Raw genomic sequence first — 23003 nt, 5'->3', positions numbered from 1 at the left:
GTTGTGGTTAATCACCGCTCTCGGCGTCTGCTTCGGGGGGGTGTGTGGGTGGGGGCCCCCCCAAAAATCTGGGGGTCTACTTTCTACCGTGGGGGCGCTCGAGCCCCCGGGGCCCCCGAGCCGGAAAGTTGAGATCGTGGACCGGGATAGCCGTCAGCTCACGCCGGCAAAAGTGCCTCGCATGAGCAGATCCGGCAGATAGCTTGCCGGCTTACCGCCAACCGCCTGCCCACCGGTCAGGCCGCCTTGTATTTCAGGGCCGAAGAACGAATACGGAAAGGGCGTGACCGGCCGGCTCACCGCATCGAGCCGTGCCCGAAGATCTTCGGGAATGTCGAAATCAAGCGCGCCGAGATTGTCCTTGAGCTGGTCAAGCCTGGTGGCGCCGACGATGACGGATGCAATGCCTGGCCTGTTTGCCGTCCAGTTCAAGGCGATCTGGGCCATGCTGCGGCCGAGCTGGCCGGCAACCCTCTCCAGTTCGGCGACGATTTGCCAGTTGCGATCGGTGAATTTCTGGAAACCGGGATTGGTCGAACCACGCATTGTCTCCAGCCGGCCACCATCCTCGACGATTGTATCGAAACGGTATTTTCCGCTGAGCAGGCCGCTGGCCAATGGACTCCAGACCATGATTCCGGCGCCATAGCGCGTGCCGAACGGCACGAACTCGTGCTCGATGTTGCGCTCGGCCAGCGAATATTCGAGCTGAAGCGCCGAAACCGGTTCATAGCCGCGATGCTCGGCGACGGCCTGCGCCCGGCTTGCGTACCAGGCCGGCACGTCGGACATACCGACATGCCGGATCTTTCCGGCGCGCACCAGATCGTCCAGCGTCCGCATCACCTCCTCCGGCGGCGTCAGCCTGTCCCAGGTATGGAGGATGTAGAGGTCGATGTAGTCGGTGCCGAGCCGCTTCAGCGAACCGTCTATCGCCCGCAGGATGTTCTTGCGGCCGTTGCCCCCGGCGTTCGGGTTGCCCGGTTCGGCGTTGTAGGTGAATTTGGTACTGATCACCGCCTTGTCGCGCAGCCCACGCTCGGCGATGAATTCGCCGAGCCAGGTTTCGGCCGTGCCACCGGTATAGAGATCGGCGGTATCGAAGAAATTGCCACCGGCTTCGACATAGGCATCAACCAAGGCGCGCGCGGTTTCCTTCTCCGCGCCCCAGCCCCATTCCGTGCCGAACGTCATGGTGCCGAGCGCCAGGCGGGTGACACGCAGCCCGCTGTTGCCGAGCGTGTAGTAGGACATGGTCATGGATTTCTCCTGAAGTTTGAAAAGCGGGATTGAGGTCTTGCCTGGGATACGCAGTCAGGCCTTGGCCAGCGCATCGACCACCACCTGGAAGCGGCGCGGATCGAAATAATCGTGGTAGGTGCTGATCAGACCGCTCTTGAAGTGGAAAATCGCGATATTGCTGTTGGTGTATTCAGTGCCGCCGATCAGCACCGCGCGGTTCTTGTACTCAACGACGATCGCGTCCGAATCCGCTGCCGGATAGATGGCTGTCAGCTGCGAATCGAAGGATTCGAAATTACCGAAGAGGCCTCGGAAGGCCGCCAGGATCGCGGCTTTACCATCGATGCTGTTTCCAAATCCTGCCGGCGGGTAGAAGACAAGTATACGGCCATCTTCAGCCCAAAGGTCGCCCCATGCCTCAATGTCCTTGCGGTGCATCAGATCAAAGAATTTACGCACGGTCTCGAGATTACGGGTTCGTTCGGAATCGAGGTCGGTCATTAGACGTCTCCTTGGCTGCTCGGCGATTGCCGTGTGATGCAGCCAAAGATGCGCCCTCCTTTCTCCGCCGATAAGATTGCATTATCCGAATGGACTATGCGATATCATGCATGAATGGACCGCGATCTGCTTAGCCACCTACCTGTAATCGTTGCCGTCGCGCGGCGTGGCGGCTTCGCGCCGGCAGCCGCCGAGCTCGGCATGAGCCCGTCAGCGGTCAGCCATGCGGTTCGGCTGGTAGAGGAGCGAATCGGCCAGCCGTTGTTTGCCCGCACCACGCGCAGCGTCTCGCTGACCGAGGCTGGCACCGCGCTTGTCGCTGCGGCGGAGCCGGCGCTGGAAGACATTGCCGACCGGATCGAACGTATCCGCTCTGTCAAAGGCCGGGCAAGCGGACTGCTCAGGATCAACGCGCCGCGTTTGGCGCTGCCTCTGGCGCTGATGCCCATCCTGACGGCGATGGCGGAACGTTACCCTGACGTGACGGTGGAGATCGTCACCGACGAACGTCTGAGCGATATCGTCGGCGAGGGTTTCGACGCCGGCATCCGGCTGGGCGAGATGATCGCCGAGGATATGGTGACGGTGCGACTGACAGGGCCTTTCCGCAGCATCATCGTTGCCTCGCCGGCCTATGTCGGCCGGCGCGGGCGGCCATGGGCGTTGGCCGATCTCGCCGCGCACAACTGCATCGGCTATCGGCTGTTGCGATCACGTGCGCTCTATCGCTGGGATCTGTCCGATCAGGGCAAGGATATCAGCGTCGAGACACGCGGCAGCGTGGTCGTCAGCGATCCGCTGTCGGCAAGGGAAATGGCGCTTGCCGGCATCGGCCTCGCCTATCTGTTCGAGCCGCTTGTCAAGCCCGACATCGAGGCAGGCCGGCTGGTCGAAGTCCTTGGCGAGGCATCGATCGAGGAACCGGGACTGTTCCTCTATTTCCCGCGCCGCGCCGCGATGGCCCCGAAGCTCCGCGCCTTCATCGACACCGCGCAAGAAATCGGCCGGGCATCCTCGCGGATACCCGGCCGAAAAAGCCTTTCAAACGAATAGTTACTTCTTGACCGCTGCCGCGACTTCCGCCGCGAAATCGGTCTCTTCCTTCTCGATGCCCTCACCGAGCGCGAAGCGCAGATAGGCAGCGATTTTGGCTGGCGCCCCGATTTCGCTTTCGGCATCCTTCAGCGCCTTCTCGACGGTAATGTCGGGATTGAGCACGAAAGCCTGCTTGAGCAGCACGACCTCTTCATAGAACTTGCGCAAACGGCCTTCGACCATCTTCTCGATGATCGCTTCCGGCTTGCCGGACTGGCGCGCCTGGTCGGCGAAGATCGCCTTCTCGCGTTCCACTGCGGCCGGATCGAGCTCTTCGGTGGTCAGGGCCATCGGATTGGTGGCAGCGACATGCATGGCAACCTGACGGGCGAAGGCGTTGGCGGCATGCGCGTTGCCTGTCGTCTCGATGGCCACTAGCACGCCGAGCTTGCCAAGGCCGTCGGCGACTGCATTGTGAACGTAGGTTGCGACAGCGCCGTGCTCGACGGTGAGCTTGGCCGAGCGGCGGAAGCCCAGATTCTCGCCGATGGTGCCGACAGCGTCCTTGATGGTCTCGGCGACCGACTTGCCCGAGCCCGGATAGGGAGCGGCGGCAACGGCCTCGGTCTTGCCGCCATAGGCAAGCGCGACCTTCGCGACATTGGCGACGATCTCCTGGAACGCAGCATTGCGGGCAACGAAGTCCGTCTCGGAATTGACCTCGACAATCGCTGCCTCGCGGACGCCGGAATCTACGCCGATCAGGCCTTCGGCAGCGGTACGGCCAGCCTTCTTGTCGGCCTTGGAAATGCCCTTCTTGCGCAGCCAGTCGATGGCTTCTTCCATATTGCCGTTGGTCTCGTTCAACGCCGCCTTGCAATCCATCATGCCCGCGCCGGTCAAGTCGCGGAGTTCTTTGACCTGTGCAGCCGAAATGCTCATTGTCGCCTCTTTGTCTAAATGCACTGACGCACCATCGATTTTCGATGATGCGCCTGGTGCCGGTAGCGCTTACCGCGCCAACATATTGGAAAGATGAAGGCCGCAGCCGGCCTTCGCTACTATGCTTCCGGGGTCTGGGCTGCCGGGCTCTCGGCGGCCGGGGTCTGATCGAGCGCCGGTTCGACCGGAGCCTCGACCGATGCGCCGATATCGACACCGAGCGCGCCCTGCTGACGGGCGATGCCGTCGATAGCTGCCTTGGCGATCAAATCGCAATACAGCTGGATGGCGCGGGCCGCGTCGTCATTGCCGGGGATCGGGAAGTCGATCTTGTCCGGGTCGCAGTTGGAATCGATGATGGCAACGACCGGGATGCCGAGACGCTTGGCCTCGAGAATGGCGATCGCTTCCTTGTTGGTGTCGATCACGAACATCAAATCGGGCGTCGAACCCATATCCTTGATGCCGCCCAGCGCCTTGTCGAGCTTCTCACGCTCGCGGTCGAGGTTGAGGCGCTCCTTCTTGGTCAGGCCCTGAGCCTCGCCGGCCAGCATTTCGTCGAGCTTGCGCAGGCGCTGGATGGAATTCGAGATCGTCTTCCAGTTGGTCAGCATGCCGCCGAGCCAGCGCGAGTTGACATAGTACTGGGCCGAGCGCTGCGCGGCATCGGCGACGATGTCGGAGGCCTGGCGCTTGGTGCCGACGAACAGCACGCGGCCGCCCTTGGCAACAGTGTCGGAAACCTGCTTCAGCGCCTGGTGCAGCAAAGGCACCGTCTGCGAGAGGTCGATGATGTGTATGTTGTTGCGGGCGCCGTAGATATAGGGCGCCATTTTCGGGTTCCAGCGGTGGGTCTGGTGGCCGAAGTGAATGCCAGCTTCCAATAGCTGGCGCATGCTGAAATCAGGCAGAGCCATTCTTATTTCCTTTCCGGTTAGCCTCCACGGACACAGGCATTTTTGGACTTTGTCCTCGAACGCCACCGGAGGTTTCAGCCGGATTTCTCCCGGGCAGACACCAAAGTCCGTGTGTGGAATGAGCGCGCATATAGAGGGGAAGCGCGACAAACGCAAGCGTTGTGGCGTCTTGTGGTTCAGCGTGCGGCGATCAGCGCACCGGTGTCATCGCCGCATCTTCCCCTTCGGCACCCGCACACGCCGGAAAACGGCGACGATCTCCTCGCGGCTGCATTCGATGGCGCCTAACCGCACTGCGCGGTCGCGCTCGAACCCGGTTATGTCATAATGCGGTGCCGATGTCTTCGGCGGTCCTTGGTAGGACGCGCGCTTGATGCCGAGCTGCCCGGCAAAGCGATGCAGCTCGTCGGTGTCGTCTGCCAGCAGATGGCACCAGCGGTGGCCGATCCATTTCCAGATCGCCGCATCGACATAGACCGCCATGAGATTTGCCGCACTCCTTCATCTTGCGCCGACCAACACGCCGCTAACGATGATAGAAGGGATTGGCATAGAAAATGAAGCCGCCGCCGGCCTCGAGTTGCGTCATCGTCCTGGTGACGGTCTCCTGCATCCGGTCGTGCAGTTCGGCGAGTGCCTCCTCGACGGAGCCTTGATAGGCGTGCAAGCCTAGCGGCTCCGGTACCCGGACATAGGCGCGGCGTGGGCCTGCCGGCTGCGGCACGAAACGGTTGATCGTATCGCGCAGCGTACCCTTGCAATAGTCGTTGCGGATCCGCTTCAAATGTTCGGCGATCTCCTCCTGCGTGATGCGCGGATTGGCTGAAGCCCACGGCCCGACACGCTGCAGGCGCTGGATTGTATCTGCCAGCGTTCGGACCTGCTTCTGGATTTCGGTGCCGTCCATGTTCTCCCCCAGCCAGCGCCGCGACCGGCGCAAAAGCTCGGCAGTGTCGAGCGTGCCGGCGTCGACCGAGACAAGTTCGGCAAGGCGACGGCCGAGTTCGGTCAGCAGGTCCTTTTGACGTGCGTCGTACGAAGCCCGCTCATCGGACCGCAGGCCATATGCAGCCTCATCGCGCGACAGCAAGGTCGCATAGATATGATGGATGCGCTCCGGCAGCGAATTGGCGGCACGGCGTTCGATCTTCAGGCTGTGCTCGACATAGGCGCATTCCTTTGCCAGCGCTGCCTCGACATTCCCCGTGAAAGCAAGCTTCCAGATCACGGGCGCGATCCAAACCTTGAAGTCCGGATCCGTCAGGCGGCCGCGCTTCAGCGCCTCGAACCCCATTTCGACCGCGCCCGGCAGCAGCGGGGCAATGATGTTGGCATGCCAGCCGACACCGCCTTCGGGATGCAGGAGCACGCCGTGCCCCTTCAGCGCCCAGGCCACCGAATGTTCCTTGGCGGCCGCGCTGTTGCCCGGGATTTGCGCGATCAGATTGTTGGCCAACCAGAATTTCTGCATCAGCCGGCCAAGCCCGTTGACGACGCCGTGCGTGGCCCAGGATGCCGCCAGCGGGCTTACCCGCGAGACGACCTCCTTGTCGATCATCCAGTCGGTAAAGAATTCGGGATGGTTGGGCGTGATGAACGTCGCCTTGCCCGCGCCGCAACAAGCCTTCAGCCTTTGCCGGTCATTCTCCGGAAAATCGATGTGGCGGACATTGGCGACGCCGCGCAAACCGGCCAGACGGTTGAATGGCAACAGGTCGCGAAACCCCGGAACGCCGTGCAGCATGACAATCCGGTTGACGAATGTCATAGCGTTGATCAGCGTCGCATTGGGCCGCGGCGCCACAAAAACGTCGATCCTGCTCAACCTGCTCCCCCGCGGCCCATACTGTCATAAGACGTTGATAGGCAATTGCGGCATGCTCAAGTCGATGCGACTTGCCCCGCAAGATTAAGCGCTACCATCCCGGATAGCGGCCGGCGGCTTGCCGTTCACTCGAGCTTATTTAGACGGGCAGGTCTTTGGCTGATCGAACAGCGACAGATTGACCAATTTGCCGGTCATTGAGAACTCGCCATAGTCCATGACGAGATCGCGCGTGATGCCGTTCTTGTGCAGCTTGAAGCTGATCCGGTATTCCGGCACCTCCTCGCCGCCTTTGTCGGCATCATCGAAATAGGCGATGTCGACCGGCCAGTATTTGTCGGTGGCGAGCTTGGCCAGCGCCGGCGCTTCCGGATCGGCATTGTCGGCATCGGCTTGCTTGCCGACGACGACGGTGGTGGTCACCACCTTGTTGGCATCCTCAGAGCCGTCGAACAGGTTGGTTTCGTAGAAACGCTCGCCCTTTTCCGCCTTGCCGATCATTTCGACCATTTGCTGGGTCGGGAACTGGGTCGGCGCGAGTTCCAGGCTGTTCTTCTCGGGCTTGTCGATATCGACCTTGAGACCGTTGGCTTCCTTCGTTGCGGTACCCTTGACCTCCTTGTCGAGGTTCTGGTCGACAAAGGATTTATTCACGAAGGAGAAGGTCTTGCCCTCGGCATCCTCGAAGGTGGTCATCTGCTGGTCGGTCAGCCTGGTGTTGTCGCTGGTTACGATCTGGGTCACCAAACGGAACTTTACTGTATAGCCCTCGCAAGGCGAGCCGTTGAACTCGTAGACCATGCGGCCGGTGATGCCGGTAATACCGGAACGGTCTGAAGCCTTGTCGAGTGAAATGTCGTAAACAGCACGATGCGCCTGCAGCGCAGGCACCGCAAAAGCGGGAGCCGCCCAGGAAGCCGCTGTCAAGAGAACGGCGTTGAATGCGAGGCGCGTTGCGCGCATGGGGTGCTCCGATCATCGCGGCTAATGGCAGGCCGCATGGAAAGATGGTCCAGCTTAAAAAAAGTCGTGGCGGAAGCGAGGCAAAAATAGCAATTTCGGCCCGGCCTGCGCGGCACCTTCAAGCAATAGGGAAATAGCATGAGCGAAACAATCGAAAAGCGGCTAAGCGATCTCGGCGTGACGCTGCCGGCCGCCGCCGCGCCCGCCGCCAATTACGTGCCCTATTGCCGGACCGGCAATCTGCTGTTCACCGCCGGGCAGTTGCCGCTCAAGGACGGCAAGCTCCAGGCGAGCGGACTGCTTGGCCGCGATGTCGACACCGCGACCGGCAAGGAAGCCGCAAAATACTGTGCGATCAACATATTGGCCCAGGCTCAGGCGGCACTTGGCGATCTCGAGAAAATCCGTCGCTTGGTGAAGATCACCGTCTTCGTCGCCTCGGCACCGGATTTTGTCGAACAGCATCTGGTTGCCAACGGCGCCTCGGATTTTCTCGCCGCCGTGCTCGGCGATCGCGGCAAGCACGCTCGCTCCGCCGTCGGCACCGCCTCCCTGCCGCTTAATGCCGCAGTGGAAATCGAAGCGATCTTCGAAGTCGAATGACCGGGACTGCAACCATGACCGATCTTTCCTGGCTGACCGCCCGGCCCGTCGCCCATCGCGGCCTCCACGACATGAACAAGACGCGCTGGGAGAACACCCTTTCCGCCTTCGCTGCGGCGGCCGAGCGCGGCTACGCGATCGAATGCGATGTGCACCTATCATCCGACGGCGTCCCCGTCATCATCCACGATGGCGATCTGCGGCGGCTGACCGGCGAGGACGGCTTCGTCTGGCAGCGTACGGCTGCAGAGATCACGGCGCTGAAGGTCGGCGGCACCGCCGACCATTTGCCGACGCTGCAGCAGGCGCTTGATCTGGTCGACGGCCGTGTGCCGATGGTTGTCGAGCTGAAAGGTGCTGCCGGGCACGACGAAGGCCTGGTCGAAAGCGTCGGCAAGATGCTCAAGCATTACAAGGGCAAGACCGCGATCATGTCGTTCGACCATTGGCTGATCCGCGAGTTCCCGAAATATGCACCCGGCATACCCGGCGGGTTGACCGCCTACGGCAACGACAACCACCTGATCGAGGCGCATTTCGCCATGCTGGCGCATGACATCGCCTTCACCTCCTACGCTGCCGGCGACCTGCCGAACCGGTTCGTCTCCTTCGTGCGAGAGAGACTCGGTATGCCGGTGATCACCTGGACCGTGCACGACCAGCCTGCCGTCGACCTGACCTTCAAATATGCCGACCAGATGACATTCGAAGGATTCGAGCCCGATCTGGTACGGCTTGCCTGAGCGGGCTTGTATGGGTCCGCAGCGAGCTTAAGTAAGCCTCATGGATCAAGGGGACGACTGCGAAAGACAAACGGCGAATGCGGAGCTGTCGATCCGCATCGCCGCGGGCATCGGCGCCTTTACCAGCGCTGAATGGGACAGCCTCGGCGGCACTACACGCGGCGATGCAGAATACGGCTACAACCCGCTTGTTTCATTGGCCTTTTTGAGCGCGCTGGAAGATTCCGGCTGCGCTGTTCGGCGCACCGGCTGGCAAGGCCATCACCTCAGGCTGGAAACCGCGCGAGGCAAGTTGCTCGGAGCGGTCCCCTGCTATCTGAAGTCGCACAGCCAGGGCGAATATGTCTTCGACCATGGCTGGTCGGACGCGTTCGAACGCGCCGGCGGGCGCTACTATCCGAAGCTGCAATGCGCGGTGCCGTTCACACCCGTCACCGGCCCTCGCCTGCTGGTCGGCAGGGGCGAGGACAGCCCCACCGTCAAGGCCGGTCTTGCGGCCGGTCTGAAGGCGGTGACGGATAAGCTCGGCGTGTCTTCCGCGCATGTTACTTTCGCGCCGGAGGACGACGTCCAGATATTGGCGGCGGCCGGCTTCCTGCATCGCACCGACCAGCAGTTTCACTTCTTCAACGAAGGCTTCTCGAGCTACGACGATTTTCTCGCAACATTAGCCTCGCGCAAGCGCAAGGCAATGAAGAAAGAGCGGCGCGAGGCCCTCGCCGACGGCATCTCGATCGACTGGCTGACCGGCAAGGATCTGACCGAAAAGGCCTGGGACGACTTTTTCGCGTTCTACATGGATACCGGCAGCAGGAAATGGGGCCGGCCCTACCTCAACCGCGATTTCTTCTCGCTGATCGGCGAGCGCATGGCCGACGACATCCTGCTGGTCATGGCCAAACGCAACGGGCGCTACATTGCAGGTGCCATCAACTTCATCGGCTCAGACGCGCTCTACGGCCGCAATTGGGGCTGCATCGAGGACCACCCATTCCTGCATTTCGAGGTCTGCTACCATCAGGCAATCGATTTCGCCATCTCGCGCAAGCTGAAGGTGGTTGAAGCCGGTGCGCAGGGCGAGCACAAGCTCGCGCGCGGCTACCGGCCCGTGACGATGCATTCGGCGCACTACATCGCCCATCCAGGTCTGCGCAATGCAGTGGCCGACTACCTCCAGCGCGAGCGGCGCGAAGTCGAGCGGATGAGCGAATATCTGGAAGAGCACACCCCGTTCCGCAAGGACATGGCGGAGTAGGGTAGCGAGCCCAATCGCTCAGCCGAGCGGGCCGGCACGGCCGATGTCGACCGATCGTCTTGCCCGCCCGGAACAGCTTCGCTACACGAGACAGCGAGCCAAGAACCGGAGCGCGCGCCATGGCCGAAGCAACCTATGACAGCAGCAACATCTTCGCCAAAATCCTGCGCGGAGAAATCCCTTCGCACCGCGTCTACGAAGATGACGCGGTCATCGTCTTCATGGATGTGATGCCGCAAGGGCAGGGTCACACGCTAGTGGTGCCGAAAGCGCCGTCGCGCAACCTGCTTGACGCGGATCCGGCGGCGCTTGGCCCGCTCTTCGCTCACGTCCAGAAAATTGCGCGGGCCGTAAAGAAGGCCTTCGATGCCGATGGCGTCACGGTTATGCAGTTCAACGAACCAGCTTCGGGGCAGACTGTCTTTCACCTTCACGTCCATGTCATTCCGCGCTTCGAGGGCATTCCCCTGAAACCGCACAGCGGACAGATGGAAAAGCCTGAAGTCCTGGCCGAGAACGCCGGCAAGATACGGATGGCGCTGGCAAGCTGAACCGGCGCAAACCGCTCCGGCGGGCGCCGGGTGCTTAATCGGAAGGTGTCACAAAAAAAGCCCCGTTTCCGGGGCTTTTTTTGACTTGCGGATTCGTCAGTTCTTACGCGGCAGTTGCGGCACAAGGCTGCGCTTGCCACCATCCTTGCCTTTCGGCTCCGGCTTCTGCGCCACCGCCTTTTTCGCGGCGGGCTTTTTCGCCACCGCCTTCTTGGCCTTCGGCGCGTCGTCCGGCTCTTCCTTCTTCGGCTTCACCGGCGCCTCGTCGGCGAGCGATTCGAGCTTCAGGCCGGTCTCGCCGGTTTCCTTCTTCTCGACAGTGACACGTACTGTGCCGCCCTTCTTGAGCTTGCCGAACAGCACCTCGTCGGCCAGCGGCTTCTTGATGTGCTCCTGGATGACACGGCCAAGCGGCCGGGCGCCCATGCGCTCGTCATAGCCCTTGTCGGCCAGCCATGCGATCGCCTCCTGCGACAGGTCGAATGTCACGCCGCGCTCGGAAAGCTGTGCTTCCAGCTGCATGACGAACTTCTGCACCACCTGATGGATGACCGGCACCGGCAGCGAGCCGAACGGAATGATCGCATCGAGACGGTTGCGGAACTCCGGCGTGAACAGCCGGTTGATCGCCTCGACATCGTCGCCTTCGCGCTTGGTCGAACCGAAACCGATGGCCGCGCGCTGCGCGTCGGACGCGCCCGCATTGGTGGTCATGATCAGGATGACATTGCGGAAGTCGATCTGCTTGCCGTTGTGGTCGGTCAGCTTGCCGTGATCCATGACCTGCAACAGGATGTTGAACAGATCCGGATGCGCCTTCTCCACTTCGTCCAGCAACAGCACGCAATGCGGATGCTGGTCGACGCCGTCGGTCAGAAGGCCGCCCTGGTCGAAGCCGACATAGCCGGGAGGCGCGCCGATCAGCCGTGAAACGGTGTGGCGTTCCATATATTCCGACATGTCGAAGCGGATCAGCTCCACGCCGAGCGAGGCGGCGAGCTGCTTGGCCACTTCCGTCTTGCCGACACCGGTCGGACCCGAGAACAGGTACGAGCCGATCGGCTTTTCCGGTTCCCGCAGGCCGGCCCGCGCCAGCTTGATGGCCGAAGTCAGCGCGGTGATCGCGGTGTCCTGGCCGTAGACGACGCGCTTCAACTCGATGTCGAGACCTTGCAGCACCTTCTCGTCGTCGGCGGAAACCGTCTTCGGCGGGATACGCGCCATCGTGGCGATCGTCGCTTCGATCTCCTTGATGCCGATGGTCTTCTTGCGCTTGGCTTCCGGCACCAGCATCTGCGAGGCGCCGGTCTCGTCGATCACGTCGATCGCCTTGTCCGGCAGCTTGCGGTCGTTGATGTAACGCGCCGAGAGCTCGACCGAAGCCTTGATCGCCTCGCTCGTGTAGCGAACCTTGTGGAACTCCTCGAAATAGGGCTTGAGGCCCTTCATGATCTCGATGGCGTCCTCGACGGTCGGCTCGTTGACGTCGATCTTCTGGAAGCGCCGCACCAGCGCGCGGTCCTTCTCGAAGAACTGACGGAACTCCTTGTAGGTGGTCGAGCCGATGCAGCGGATCGCGCCGGACGACAGCGCCGGCTTCAACAGGTTCGACGCATCCATGGCGCCGCCAGAGGTGGCCCCTGCCCCGATCACGGTGTGGATCTCATCAATGAACAGCACGGCGCCGGGATAATCCTCGAGCTCCTTGACGACCTGCTTCAGCCGCTCCTCGAAATCGCCGCGATAGCGGGTGCCGGCCAGTAGCGTGCCCATGTCGAGCGCGAAGATGGTGGCATTGTGCAGCACTTCGGGAACGTCGCCCTCGACGATACGCTTGGCGAGGCCTTCGGCGATTGCCGTCTTGCCGACGCCGGGATCACCGACATAGAGCGGGTTGTTCTTGGAGCGGCGGCACAGCACCTGGATGGTCCGGTTGATCTCGCTCTCGCGACCGATCAATGGATCGATCTTGCCGGCCTTGGCCTTGTTGTTCAGGTTGACGCAATAGGCAGTCAGCGCGTCCTGCTGCTGCTTCTTCTTGCCGCCTTCCTCTTGCGGCTCGGCCCCGCTCTGGCCGCCTTGCTCGTCGTCGGCGCCGCGCGGCGTCCGCGTCTCGGAAGCGCCGGGGCGCTTGGCGATGCCATGCGAGATATAGTTGACCGCGTCGTAGCGGGTCATCTGCTGTTCCTGCAGGAAGTAAGCGGCGTGGCTCTCGCGCTCAGCGAAGATGGCGACGAGCACGTTGGCGCCGGACACCTCCTCGCGACCTGACGACTGCACATGGATCACCGCGCGCTGGATGACGCGCTGGAAACCGGCAGTCGGCTTGGAATCTTCATCGTAGCCGGTGACGAGGTTGTCGAGCTCGGTGTCGATATAGGTGAGGACCGTATGCTTCAACTCGTCGAGATCGACGTTGCAGGCACGCATGACGGCCGCCGCCTCGGTGTCGTCGATCAGGGCGAGCAGCAAATGTTCAAGGGTTGCATATTCATGGTGCCGCTCATTGGCGAGCGTCAGCGCTTGGTGAAGCGCCTTTTCCAGGCCTTGGGAGAAAGCCGGCATGTTACCTCACTTCTTCTCCATCACGCATTGCAGCGGATGCTGATTCTGTCGGGCGAAATCCATGACCTGAGCCACTTTGGTCTCGGCCACCTCGAATGTATAGACCCCGCACTCGCCCACCCCATGATTGTGAACATGAAGCATTATGCGTGTGGCGGCTTCGCGGTCCTTCTGGAAAAAGCGCTCCAGCACGTGGACCACGAATTCCATGGGTGTGTAGTCGTCGTTAAGAATGAGGACCCGATACAGACTGGGCTTCTTGGTCTTGGTTTTTGTGCGCGTGATGACGGCCGTGCCGCGACCGGCCTCATTGCCGTTGCTGCCGTTCTGCATTCGCACCACGTAGCTCGTGGCAGTCAAACCTGTAGTCACGTAGTCCTGCCTCTTTCGAATCCTCATGCATGCTCGACATGTAGGTGTTCGATGGACGATTTTAAGCCCTTCTGTTTAGCTGACAATATGGCTAGGTGGCCAAACTTGACCGATTTTTCAAATCGTGAAGACCGCAGGCCCCCGATTTCGAGCTGGCATGAAAAAACCCGGCCGCGCGTTCGCGACCGGGTCTGTCTTTGCAAGCCCAGGGGCCGGCTCGGAATGTTCGTCGAATTTACTTCGCCTTGGCGACGATCGATTCGAACGGCTTGTAGGCTTCCTTGGCGAGTTCGGCATAGAGATCGCCAAGCTTGGTGGCTTCGGTGACGAAGCTCTCATAGGACTGCTTGGCATAGTCGGACTGGATATCGATCGCCTTGTCCAGCGACTTGGCGGAAAAGAGCTTCTCAACAGCGGCGCTGCCGGCTTCGAAGCTTTTCTTGGTGTACTCGCCCGCCTCGGCGGCGATAGCCTGCGCACCCTTGGACAGCGAGGCGAAGCTCTTCAATCCGGTGTCCGCAAATTCCTTGCCGTATTTGCTGAAATCTTCATAGGTCTGGGTCATTTCACGCATTCCCTTGAACGGTTGCCTTGGACGATAGACGCGGCTTGTCCGGGCCGCGTTGTGCAATGCGTGTAAATATATTGTGCAGTGCACAAAAGTCAAGATTCCCGCGGCAATGCGGATCGTGAGCTGCCGGCAATCGCTAAGATTCGAATAAAGAGAAGCTCAATCCCACAGAAAATGGTGAACGCGGCGGTTACCATAAACGGATTGGTAACGCTGCCCGCGTTAGCGTGGCCGGAGGTGAGGCAGGACCCTTTGCCGCCTCCAAGGCAACGGAAATTCAAAGGAACTATCAGTGCGTAAGGCGTTGTCGGGCTTCGTTTCCAAATCCGCGTCCCCCCTCAAAACGATCATGATCCTCGCCATGGCGATGAGCTTCGTCGTCGCGGACGCGGCCTCATCCATGGCGGCCAAGTCGGCGGCCATCGTCATCGATGCCAAGACCGGCAAGGTGCTTTATTCGTCGGACGCCGATGGCCGGCGCTATCCGGCGTCGCTTACCAAGATGATGACGCTCTATCTGACGTTCGAGGCGTTGGCGAAGGGCAGGATCAGCAAGAATTCCCCGGTCGTGTTCTCGGCCAATGCCGCTGCCGAACCGCCGACGAAGCTCGGCGTCAAGCGGGGCGGCTCGGTCACGGTCGAGACCGCGATCCTGTCGATGGTGACCAAATCGGCAAACGATTCCGCAACAGCGCTTGGCGAGATGCTCGGCGGCAACGAAGCCAATTTCGCCCGCATGATGACCGCCAAGGCGCGGGCGCTGGGCATGAGGGGAACCGTTTTCCGCAACGCCAACGGCTTGCCTGATCCCGGCCAGTTCACGACCGCGCGCGACATGGCGATGCTCGGCATCGCCCTGAGAGAGCATTTCCCGCAATATTACGGCTATTTCTCGCAGCGCTCCTTTCTTTACGGGCGGCAGCGCATCAACGGCCACAATCGTCTGCTCGGACGCATCAAGGGCGTCGACGGCATCAAGACCGGTTACACCCGCGCCTCCGGTTACAATCTGGTCTCCTCGGTCTCGGATGGCGATCGGCGCATCGTAGCGGTGGTCATGGGCGGCAGGTCCGGCGGCAGCCGCGACAGCCAGATGGCCGGGTTGATCAATGCCTACATGCCGCAGGCGTCGTCGCGCGGCGGCGGCGTGCTGGTTGCCAAGGCCGGCGGCAATCCGATTTCAGCCTTGGCCAAGGTGCTTCTACCGAAGCATGACGCGCCGACACCGGACAGTAAGCCGGACGACGATGCCGTTGCCTCTCTTGTCGAGGAAAATGCGCCCGTCGTTGAAGAGACCGCTCCGGTCGTTCAGGCCAAGAGGGTCAAGACGACGGCTGTGTCGACGGTGGACGACGTGGCGACAGCCCGGGTCGCCGCAGCCTATGCCGAACCGGCGGCAGAGGTCGATCCGGTCAGCACGGCGTCGGTGCCATCCGGCTGGGCAATACAGGTCGCCTCTTCGCCAAAACAGGCCGAAGCGAAGGCTTTCCTCGACAAGGCGACGAAGCAGGCGCCCTCCGTTCTGACCGATGCCTCCGGTTTCACCGTCGCCTTCGACAAGGACGGTGTCACCTACTACCGCGCCCGGTTCGGTGGTTTCGGTTCGAAGACGGCTGCCTGGAAAGCCTGCAACGCTTTGAAAAAGAAGAAGATCGAGTGCTACGCCGTCCAGCAGTAAGCGGCGCGCGAAACGATATCTTTCCCGAAGTTCTGCGTCGAAGGAGACTAGTTGTGATTGGAGAGCAAGACGTCCTTGGCTTCATTGATCCGCGCCGCCAGGAAAGACGTGCCACCGATATCGGGGTGCAGGCGCTGCATCAGGCGGCGGTGCGCCTTGCGGACATCCGCCGCGGCAGCCCCCGCTTCAAGACCAAGGATCTTGTAGGCCTCCTCCTTAGTCATGGCGCCAGAACCTGGCGCAACACCCAGCCCTTCGCCACCATTCGCATCAGCGTCTTTGCGCCAGATGGGAAATCTGCCGTCAAGATACGTCTCTAGCAATTGGCGGCTCTCCGGATCGCCGGAGAGTTCGCGATAGAGTTGCTGCAATTCGGCAAGCCCCATCGAGCCAAGCATCTTGCCTTCATGGCGCCCAGCCAGCACAAGGCCTTCGAGGCCGCCGGTATCGTGATCGAGTTCCATCTCAAGCGCCGCCGTACGAACTGTGGAACGCTTGCCTGGTGCCAGTTTTGCCGCCGGCCGATTCATGCGCATGGAGCCGTACCAGGCGAGCGCAGCCGACAGGATCAAGCCGCCGATGCCCTCGCGCCCGACCAGCAGCACGGCGACGCCGACCAGCCCGAGCAGCACAGGTCCAAGCGTCCTCATGCCGCCTGCAAGCTTCGCCGGATCGGCGCGCAGGAAGACAGTGACCGTGCCGAGAAACACCAGAAGCAATGCTACGAAAGCGATAATCGCGCCCATCAGTTTCCGCCGCCCCGCATATGCTCGATCATCAGCCGATCCTCCGGCCTGCCCCGGGCCTCCAGTGCTTTCAGCCCGCCGGTCGCAAACACGGCGACAGACGAAAGCAGGCCGGCCAACGTCGCGGCAGCCCGCCGATCGAACCGGAACCAGGCCCCTTTCGACAGCCGCGCAATTTCCTTGAACGCCTTTTCCGCAGCGGCATCATGGCCCTCCTGAAAGACGAAGACAGGAACGCCGTGCAGACCGAGGCTGCCGGCCTTTTCGGCCAGATCATCTATGTTTTCTTCCATCGCGTCGCCGATATAGACCAGCGCGTTGACCTTGGCCGCCGCCGTCTGTTTCAGCGCATGGGCGAGCACCTTGCCGATCTGGGTATGGCCGCTGCGGCAGTCGATGCGCGTCATCAGCTGTTTCAGAGCTTCGGTATCGGTGACGAATGCGGACGAGCGGCACTCGCCAAGGCCGCGAAAATAGACAAGTTGAACCTTGAGCGCCCCGGCCTTGCCGACGGCGTCGAACATCTCGGCCTGCAGCGCACAGGCGAGATCCCAGGTCGGCTGGCGGCTCATCGTCGCGTCGAGGGACAGGATCAGCCTACCTGAACCGGTGGCGGATGCAGCGAGCGTCCTTGCCTGACGGAGAAACGCGTCGATCTCGCCGGTGCTCGATTGAGACTCGACCGGCGCAGGATTGGCCTTTGCAGACACGGGCTGCTTCTTGTCGCTCATGACATTCAAGATGTGGCGTTGTTCCCCGGCTTGCAAGCCCAGATGAGGCGACCTGGAGGACCGGTGATGATGGCACCTGCGGACAACGCTTCGGCTGGTGGTCTTGGCGTTGCGTTTCTTGGCGTCAGAGCAGGCCGAGATCGGCAAGCTCACGCCTGAGCTTCGGCGGCATCTCGATCAGCCCGGCTTTGCCCTTGCCGAGATCGGCCGGCGCGTCCGCCGGCTTCAGGTAGCGCCACCCCTGGAATGCACGGCGCGGTTGCCAGTCAGTGCGCACGACCTCGGGATCGAGGATCAGATGGCAACGGCCGATGCCCTCGTCATCGGTGAAGGGCCGGATTTCGGTGATCAGCTGGCGGCATTGGACATTGCCCTTGATCACCCAGTAGAGCGAGCCGCCGCCGGTAATCTCGGCGCCACGCGTCGGCACCATGCGGGTGGTGTGGTAGTGCTCGGCCGGTTCGCCGGCGCGGCGCCGCTCGTCGAGACGGAAGGCAATCCACTCTTCCAGATCCTCGACGCTGTCACAGCCGACGCAAAGCTTTATGAGATTGAGAGACATCGTTTAAGGTTTAGTCCAACACGCGAACGCGTCAACGGCCTGATCGACTTCTCCACAGTGGTGGTCCATGCCGCCAGATTGGCGCTCAACACTCCACGACATTGACGGCCAATCCGCCAAGGCTGGTTTCCTTGTACTTTTCGTTCATGTCGAGACCGGTCTGGCGCATCGTCTCGATCGCGGCATCGAGCGGCACGAAATGAACGCCGTCGCCCTTGATGGCCAGCGAAGCGGCGGTCACCGCCTTGACGGCACCAAGCGCGTTGCGCTCGATACACGGCACCTGCACCAGGCCGCCGACCGGATCGCAGGTCATGCCGAGATGATGTTCCAGCGCGATCTCGGCAGCATTCTCGACCTGCTCGGGCGTGCCGCCCATGACGGCGCACAATCCCGCCGCAGCCATTGCCGAAGCCGAACCGACCTCGCCCTGGCAGCCGACTTCCGCCCCCGAGATCGAAGCATTGGTTTTGATGATGCCGCCGACCGCCGCCGCCGTCAGCAGGAAATCGCGGATGCTGGGCTGGTCGGCTTCGGGATGGAAATGCAACCAGTAGCGCAGCACTGCGGGCAGAGTGCCGGCCGCCCCATTGGTTGGCGCGGTGACGACACGGCCGCCGGCAGCGTTCTCCTCATTGACCGCCATCGCATAGATCGAAAGCCAGTCGTTGGCGAGCAGCGGGTTGGGCCGGTTCTGCTGCCATTGCTCCTGCAGCTTGTCGTGCAGCATCCGGGCACGGCGGCGCACCTTGAGTCCGCCCGGCATGATGCCGTCTTGCGACAGGCCGCGCTCGATGCAGCCCTTCATGGCGCTCCAGATGCCGTCGAGGCCGGCGTCGAGCTCCCCGCGCGACATCTGCGTCTCCTCGTTGACGCGCTTCATCTCGGCAATGGAAAGCCCGCTTTTCGCTGCCATGGACAGCATTTCGACGGCGTTCTTGAACGGATATGGAACCTTCTTGCCTTCGGTTGTCGCCGAGCCCCTCGCCTTCATCCGCTGCAATTCTTCCTCAGAAACGACAAAGCCGCCGCCGATCGAATAGTAGACGCGCCTCAGCAGCAACCGGTCGCCGGCATCATAGGCAGAGAAGGCCATGCCGTTGGCGTGACCCGGCAGTGGCGTCTTGCGATCCAGCACAAGATCCGTTGCCGGGTCGAAACGGTAGGACGAATGGCCGCGCGGCGAAATCCGCTTCTCGGCGGCGATGCGAGCGACGATGCCGTCTGCTAGGTCGGGATCCACCGTCTGCGGCGTCTGGCCGGCGAGGCCGAGCACCACGGCACGATCGGAGCCATGGCCGATGCCGGTATAGGCGAGCGAGCCATGCAGGCTGGCCGCGATCCGGTCGACCTTGGCGCCGGCCGGGCGCGGCCAGTCGTCTCCCGCAATCTCGTCGAGAAACCGCCGCGCGGCCGTCATCGGCCCCATCGTGTGCGAACTCGATGGGCCGATGCCGATCTTGAACAAGTCGAAAACCGAAAGGAACACGTGGGCGTTTTCTCCTGGGACCCTGTTGAGGTCTACATATAGGAATTCCCATGATGTTTTCCGCTGTTTTAAGGACCGCGGCGCTGCACCTGCCGACCTTGTTTGCTCCGGCAGCGACATTCCAGCTTCGACCATCGAAGCGCCCCCTCCGCCTGTGGTAAAAGCAACGCATGAGCGATTCCTTTCACCTATCGACGGCCGACCTTGCGGCGCTGGGGTTCTTCCTTACCGCGTGGGTGCTGCATACGCTCGCCGCCGACGGAATGCTGGTCAGCCGCATGTCGCTGACGAGGGCTATGAACGCGCAGCGCGAGGCCTGGATGCGGACCATGGCCGAACGCGAGATCCGCATCGTCGACACCGCTATCATGAGCGGGCTGCAACAGGGGACCGCCTTCTTTGCCTCCAGTTCGCTGATTGCGATCGGCGGCTGTTTTGCCCTGCTCGGCGCCTCCGATCAGGTTCTGACCGTGCTGAGCGACCTGCCGTTTGGCGCCACGTCCTCACGCGCGGCCTTCCAGACGAAGGTGTTCGGGCTGGTGCTGATCCTGGCCTTTTCCTTCTTCAAGTTCGGCTGGGCTTACCGGCTGTTCAACTATTGCTCGATCCTGATCGGCGCCGTGCCGATTCCACATGGCGAGGCGTCGCGCAATCCGGTCACCGAAACGGCGGTGTGGCGTGCCGCGCGCATGAACATGCTGGCCGGAAAGCATTTCAATTCGGGCCTGCGCGGCGTGTTCTTCTCGATCGGCTATCTTGGTTGGTTCGTCGATCCCACCGTCTTCGTGCTATCGACGCTGCTGCTTCTGGCGGTACTGGTGCGCCGCCAGTTTTTCTCGGCGGCGCGGCAGGCGGTGCTCGGTCAGCCGCCCGGTCCGGGGAAAGGCCGATCGATGCGGCCCGACAGCCAATAAGCGGTGAGCCCTATCCATTCGCGGATCGCAACAGTGGTGACCTCCAGCCAGTCGCCGGGATAAGGCAAGGTGCCGATGCTTTCCTTGCCGGAAGTGCGATAGTCGACCGGCCACGGAACGGTCGAAAAGCCGGCTTTGTCGAACAGCGCCTTGGCGCGTGGCATGTGGAAGGCCGAGGTCACCAGCAACCAGGTCTCGCCCGGTTTCGGCGTCACCAGTTCCCTGGTAAAGACAGCGTTCTCGTAGGTGTTGCGGGATTTGTTCTCGAGGATCAGCCGATCGGCCGCCACGCCGAAAGCGGCAAAAAAACGCGGCGCGGTATCTGCATCGCCTTCGCCGCCGCGGAACGTTTCGATGCTGCCACCGGAGATAACGACTTTCGCTGTCGGGAACCGCCGCGCCAGCACGGCCGCCTCGACCATCCGGTCGCCGCTGGAGTTCATTTCATAGCCGCCACGCACCAGATTGACGGCGCCATCCAGACTGCCGCCAAGCACTATGATACCGTCAACCTTTTCCGGCAGCGGCGGCCTGGGGAAGCGTTCCTCCAGCCGATTGAGCATCATGGGGCCGAGCGGGCTCCATATCGAAACCGCCAGAATGAGGAAGGCAAGAGCGCTGCCGGCGGTCGCCAACCGTCGCCGCCCGAACATCGCCGCGATCAGCCCCGCCAGCAGCAGGAAGATCGCGAGATTCAACGGCTCGACGAAGAACCCGAGAACCTTGGAGACATAGAAGAACATCCCTCACCCCCTCAAGATGAGAAACGATCCTACCACCATTTTTCCGGCTGAAATGTGCCCGCCGCCTGTTCGATGACATGGGCGGTCTGGAACAGCGTTTCCTCGTCGAAGGGCCGGCCGATCAGCTGCAGGCCGAGCGGCAGCCCCTTGGCGTCGAGCCCGGCTGGAACCGCTATGCCGGGCAAGCCGGCCATGTTCACCGTCACCGTAAAAATGTCGTTGAGATACATCTTGACCGGGTCGGCGGCCATGTCCTCGTCGGCGATGCCGAAGGCAGCGGAAGGCGTTGCCGGCGTCAGGATGACGTCGACGCCTGCTGCGAACACATTTTCGAAATCGCGCTTGATCAGGTTGCGAACTTTCTGCGCCTGCAGATAGTAGGCATCGTAATAGCCGGCGGAAAGCACATAGGTGCCGATCATGATGCGGCGCTTGACCTCACGCCCGAAGCCGGCGGCGCGGGTCTTTTCATACATGTCGACAATGTCCTTGCCGGGCACGCGCAACCCATAGCGGACGCCGTCGTAACGAGCGAGGTTGGACGAGGCTTCGGCCGGCGCCACGATGTAATAGGCCGGCAGCGCATATTTGGTGTGCGGCAGCGAGATATCGACGATCTCGGCACCAGCATCCCGCAGCCAGGCAATGCCTTTCTGCCACAGCGCCTCAATCTCCGCGGGCATGTCGTCGACACGATATTCCTTGGGAATGCCGACCTTCATGCCCCTGATCGGGCGGCCGATCGCCGCCTCGTAGTCCGGCACCGGCAGGTCAACGGACGTCGTGTCCTTCGGGTCGACCGAAGCCATCGACTTCAACAGGATCGCGGCATCGCGCACGTCGCGCGCGATCGGCCCGGCCTGGTCGAGCGACGAGGCGAAGGCTACGATCCCCCAGCGCGAGCAGCGGCCATAGGTCGGCTTGATGCCGACTGTGCCAGTGAAGGCGGCGGGCTGGCGGATCGAGCCGCCGGTATCGGTGGCGGTGGCGCCGGCGCACAGGAAGGCCGAGACCGCTGATGCGGAGCCACCGGACGAACCGCCCGGCACCAGTTGGGCATTGTCCAACGTGCGCGCGGTCCTGGTGCCGCCCGCCGAAACGAAGCCGCCCTCGCCCTGATGCGTCGTCGGCATCACCACCGTGTCGAGGCGCGAACGCCGCCACGGGTTGATGACCGGCCCGTAATACGAGGTCTCGTTGGACGAGCCCATGGCGAACTCGTCCATGTTGAGCTTGCCGAGCATGACGGCGCCATCCGCCCAAAGATTGGCGGTGATAGTCGATTCATAGCGCGGCTTGAAGCCATCCAGCACATGGCTGCAGGCCTGGGTGTGGACACCTTCGGTGCCGAACAAATCCTTGATGCCGAGCGGGATACCCTCGAGCGACTCGCCCTCGCCCTTGGCCAGTTTCGCGTCGGAGGCCTTGGCCATGTCGCGCGCCTTGTCGTCGGTGACCACGACGTAGGCATTGAGCGCCGGATTGGCTCGCTCGACCGCCGATAGATAAGCCTCGGTGATTTCGGTGGCGGTGATCTCCCTGGAGCGCAATTTGGCGCGGGCCTGCGAAATCGTCAGCTGGGTAAGGTCGCTCATCAGGCAAGGCTCTTTTCGTAAAACACCGACCACTCGGAATCGGGATAATCCAGTACCGGGCCGCAACGCGAAAAACCGGCGCGTTCGTAGACGGTCCAGGCGGCGGGATGACGGTCGCCCGTCTCCAGCACCAGACGCTTAAGCCCTTCTTGGCGCGCCAGCGCCTCGATACGCTCGACAATCTTCGCGCCGATCTTGTGGCCGCGATGCGAAGGTCGCGTATACATGCGCTTGACCTCGCCTACGACAGCATCGTGGCGCTTCAGTGCGCCGCAACCGATGGCAAGGCCGTTGTCGCGGGCGATGAAGACGGTCGTGTCGCGGTCCGCCATCTGCTCGACCGTCAAATGGTAGCAATGCTCCGGCGGCGTCAGCTCCAGCAATGTGGCGTTGAGCTCCTCGACCAGCCCACGCACATCGTCCTGCAGCGGCGTCTCCGTGGCGATCTCGATTGCCATCG

24 protein-coding genes are annotated in these 23003 nt (G+C 62.1%); 7 read left to right on the top strand and 17 right to left on the bottom strand.

The genetic code is table 11. From position 1 onward, the window contains the following. Positions 1–153 precede the first annotated feature (153 nt). The gene (locus NKI67_RS20170) at positions 154–1260 is read right to left on the bottom strand and encodes an aldo/keto reductase (RefSeq protein WP_023674933.1); all 1107 of its coding nucleotides are present in this window, start codon (positions 1258–1260) and stop codon (positions 154–156) included. A gap of 54 nt (positions 1261–1314) precedes the next feature. Next, positions 1315–1743, bottom strand: a complete 429-nt coding sequence (locus NKI67_RS20165) for a nuclear transport factor 2 family protein (protein ID WP_023674932.1) — start codon at positions 1741–1743, stop codon at positions 1315–1317. 114 nt (positions 1744–1857) lie between these two features. Here NKI67_RS20165 and NKI67_RS20160 point away from each other — a divergent pair, with 114 nt between their 5' ends. After that, entirely contained in the window at positions 1858–2796 is a 939-nt protein-coding gene (locus NKI67_RS20160; protein WP_023674931.1) for a LysR family transcriptional regulator, read from the top strand. Here the strand turns inward: NKI67_RS20160 and tsf are convergent, their stop codons facing one another. The 5 genes from tsf to NKI67_RS20135 all read right to left on the bottom strand — a co-directional run bounded on the left by tsf (position 2797) and on the right by NKI67_RS20135 (position 7425). Then, positions 2797–3720 carry a translation elongation factor Ts gene (gene tsf, locus NKI67_RS20155; protein ID WP_352471655.1) on the bottom strand — a complete coding sequence of 308 codons (924 nt, stop codon included), beginning with the start codon at positions 3718–3720 and terminating at the stop codon, positions 2797–2799. It abuts the gene before it with no gap. A gap of 119 nt (positions 3721–3839) precedes the next feature. Then, on the bottom strand, positions 3840–4637 hold the full coding sequence (rpsB, locus tag NKI67_RS20150) for a 30S ribosomal protein S2 (RefSeq protein WP_031211288.1): 798 nt from the start codon (positions 4635–4637) through the stop codon (positions 3840–3842). Between the two features lie 204 nt (positions 4638–4841). Then, complete coding sequence (locus tag NKI67_RS20145) at positions 4842–5120, bottom strand: DUF4031 domain-containing protein (protein ID WP_352455747.1); 279 nt, start codon at positions 5118–5120, stop codon at positions 4842–4844. A 43-nt stretch (positions 5121–5163) separates the two neighbouring features. After that, positions 5164–6462: a lysophospholipid acyltransferase family protein gene (locus NKI67_RS20140; RefSeq protein ID WP_352593433.1), complete on the bottom strand. Its 1299-nt coding sequence runs from the start codon at positions 6460–6462 to the stop codon at positions 5164–5166. 135 nt (positions 6463–6597) lie between these two features. After that, positions 6598–7425 (bottom strand): cell envelope integrity EipB family protein, encoded by an 828-nt coding sequence (locus NKI67_RS20135; RefSeq protein WP_023674927.1) that lies wholly within the window; start codon positions 7423–7425, stop codon positions 6598–6600. Between the two features lie 138 nt (positions 7426–7563). Between NKI67_RS20135 and NKI67_RS20130 the strand changes: the two genes are divergently transcribed. The 4 genes from NKI67_RS20130 (at position 7564) to NKI67_RS20115 (ending at position 10577) form a co-directional block, all read left to right on the top strand. Next, a complete protein-coding gene (locus NKI67_RS20130) occupies positions 7564–8028 on the top strand; it encodes a RidA family protein (protein WP_352593436.1) in 465 nt (154 codons plus the stop codon). Positions 8029–8042: 14 nt separating this feature from the next. Then, a complete protein-coding gene (locus NKI67_RS20125) occupies positions 8043–8771 on the top strand; it encodes a glycerophosphodiester phosphodiesterase (protein ID WP_023674925.1) in 729 nt (242 codons plus the stop codon). 40 nt (positions 8772–8811) lie between these two features. Further along, entirely contained in the window at positions 8812–10026 is a 1215-nt protein-coding gene (locus NKI67_RS20120) for a GNAT family N-acetyltransferase (RefSeq protein ID WP_352636757.1), read from the top strand. A gap of 119 nt (positions 10027–10145) precedes the next feature. Further along, the gene (locus NKI67_RS20115; RefSeq protein ID WP_352593442.1) at positions 10146–10577 is read left to right on the top strand and encodes an HIT family protein; all 432 of its coding nucleotides are present in this window, start codon (positions 10146–10148) and stop codon (positions 10575–10577) included. Positions 10578–10673: 96 nt separating this feature from the next. Here NKI67_RS20115 and clpA read toward each other — a convergent pair whose 3' ends face one another. The 3 genes from clpA to NKI67_RS20100 all read right to left on the bottom strand — a co-directional run bounded on the left by clpA (position 10674) and on the right by NKI67_RS20100 (position 14079). After that, positions 10674–13142, bottom strand: a complete 2469-nt coding sequence (clpA, locus tag NKI67_RS20110) for an ATP-dependent Clp protease ATP-binding subunit ClpA (RefSeq protein ID WP_352593445.1) — start codon at positions 13140–13142, stop codon at positions 10674–10676. A 6-nt stretch (positions 13143–13148) separates the two neighbouring features. Beyond that, entirely contained in the window at positions 13149–13475 is a 327-nt protein-coding gene (gene clpS / locus NKI67_RS20105) for an ATP-dependent Clp protease adapter ClpS (RefSeq protein WP_023674921.1), read from the bottom strand. Positions 13476–13749: 274 nt separating this feature from the next. Beyond that, positions 13750–14079 (bottom strand): phasin family protein, encoded by a 330-nt coding sequence (locus NKI67_RS20100; protein WP_352471661.1) that lies wholly within the window; start codon positions 14077–14079, stop codon positions 13750–13752. 298 nt (positions 14080–14377) lie between these two features. Between NKI67_RS20100 and NKI67_RS20095 the strand changes: the two genes are divergently transcribed. Next, positions 14378–15763 (top strand): D-alanyl-D-alanine carboxypeptidase, encoded by a 1386-nt coding sequence (locus NKI67_RS20095; protein ID WP_352593448.1) that lies wholly within the window; start codon positions 14378–14380, stop codon positions 15761–15763. A 47-nt stretch (positions 15764–15810) separates the two neighbouring features. Here NKI67_RS20095 and NKI67_RS20090 read toward each other — a convergent pair whose 3' ends face one another. The 4 genes from NKI67_RS20090 to NKI67_RS20075 form a co-directional block, all read right to left on the bottom strand. Beyond that, positions 15811–16509, bottom strand: coding sequence for a DnaJ domain-containing protein (locus tag NKI67_RS20090; protein ID WP_352593451.1), 699 nt, complete (start codon positions 16507–16509; stop codon positions 15811–15813). Continuing rightward, a complete protein-coding gene (locus NKI67_RS20085) occupies positions 16509–17240 on the bottom strand; it encodes a vWA domain-containing protein (RefSeq protein WP_352593453.1) in 732 nt (243 codons plus the stop codon). Before NKI67_RS20085 ends, NKI67_RS20090 begins: the two co-directional genes overlap by 1 nt. A gap of 124 nt (positions 17241–17364) precedes the next feature. Further along, positions 17365–17802 (bottom strand): DUF1489 family protein, encoded by a 438-nt coding sequence (locus NKI67_RS20080; RefSeq protein WP_023674916.1) that lies wholly within the window; start codon positions 17800–17802, stop codon positions 17365–17367. Positions 17803–17887: 85 nt separating this feature from the next. Then, a complete protein-coding gene (locus NKI67_RS20075; protein WP_352624899.1) occupies positions 17888–19291 on the bottom strand; it encodes an L-serine ammonia-lyase in 1404 nt (467 codons plus the stop codon). A 170-nt stretch (positions 19292–19461) separates the two neighbouring features. Between NKI67_RS20075 and NKI67_RS20070 the strand changes: the two genes are divergently transcribed. After that, complete coding sequence (locus tag NKI67_RS20070; RefSeq protein WP_023674914.1) at positions 19462–20205, top strand: DUF599 domain-containing protein; 744 nt, start codon at positions 19462–19464, stop codon at positions 20203–20205. Here NKI67_RS20070 and NKI67_RS20065 read toward each other — a convergent pair. Genes NKI67_RS20065 through NKI67_RS20055 form a run of 3 tightly spaced genes read right to left on the bottom strand, consistent with a single transcriptional unit; the run spans position 20154 to position 23001 of the window. After that, on the bottom strand, positions 20154–20948 hold the full coding sequence (locus NKI67_RS20065) for a YdcF family protein (protein ID WP_023674913.1): 795 nt from the start codon (positions 20946–20948) through the stop codon (positions 20154–20156). The genes NKI67_RS20070 and NKI67_RS20065 overlap by 52 nt on opposite strands. Positions 20949–20977: 29 nt before the next feature. Next, positions 20978–22543, bottom strand: coding sequence for an amidase (locus NKI67_RS20060; RefSeq protein WP_352624901.1), 1566 nt, complete (start codon positions 22541–22543; stop codon positions 20978–20980). Then, on the bottom strand, positions 22543–23001 hold the full coding sequence (locus tag NKI67_RS20055; protein ID WP_352620059.1) for a GNAT family N-acetyltransferase: 459 nt from the start codon (positions 22999–23001) through the stop codon (positions 22543–22545). The genes NKI67_RS20060 and NKI67_RS20055 overlap by 1 nt, the downstream gene beginning before the upstream one ends. Between the last annotated feature and the right edge of the window lie 2 nt (positions 23002–23003).

Origin of the sequence: Mesorhizobium sp. M0408, from assembly GCF_040321495.1 — a bacterium.
In the GTDB taxonomy this organism is placed as follows: Bacteria; Pseudomonadota; Alphaproteobacteria; order Rhizobiales; family Rhizobiaceae; genus Mesorhizobium.
This window is presented reverse-complemented; position numbering and strand designations above follow the sequence as displayed.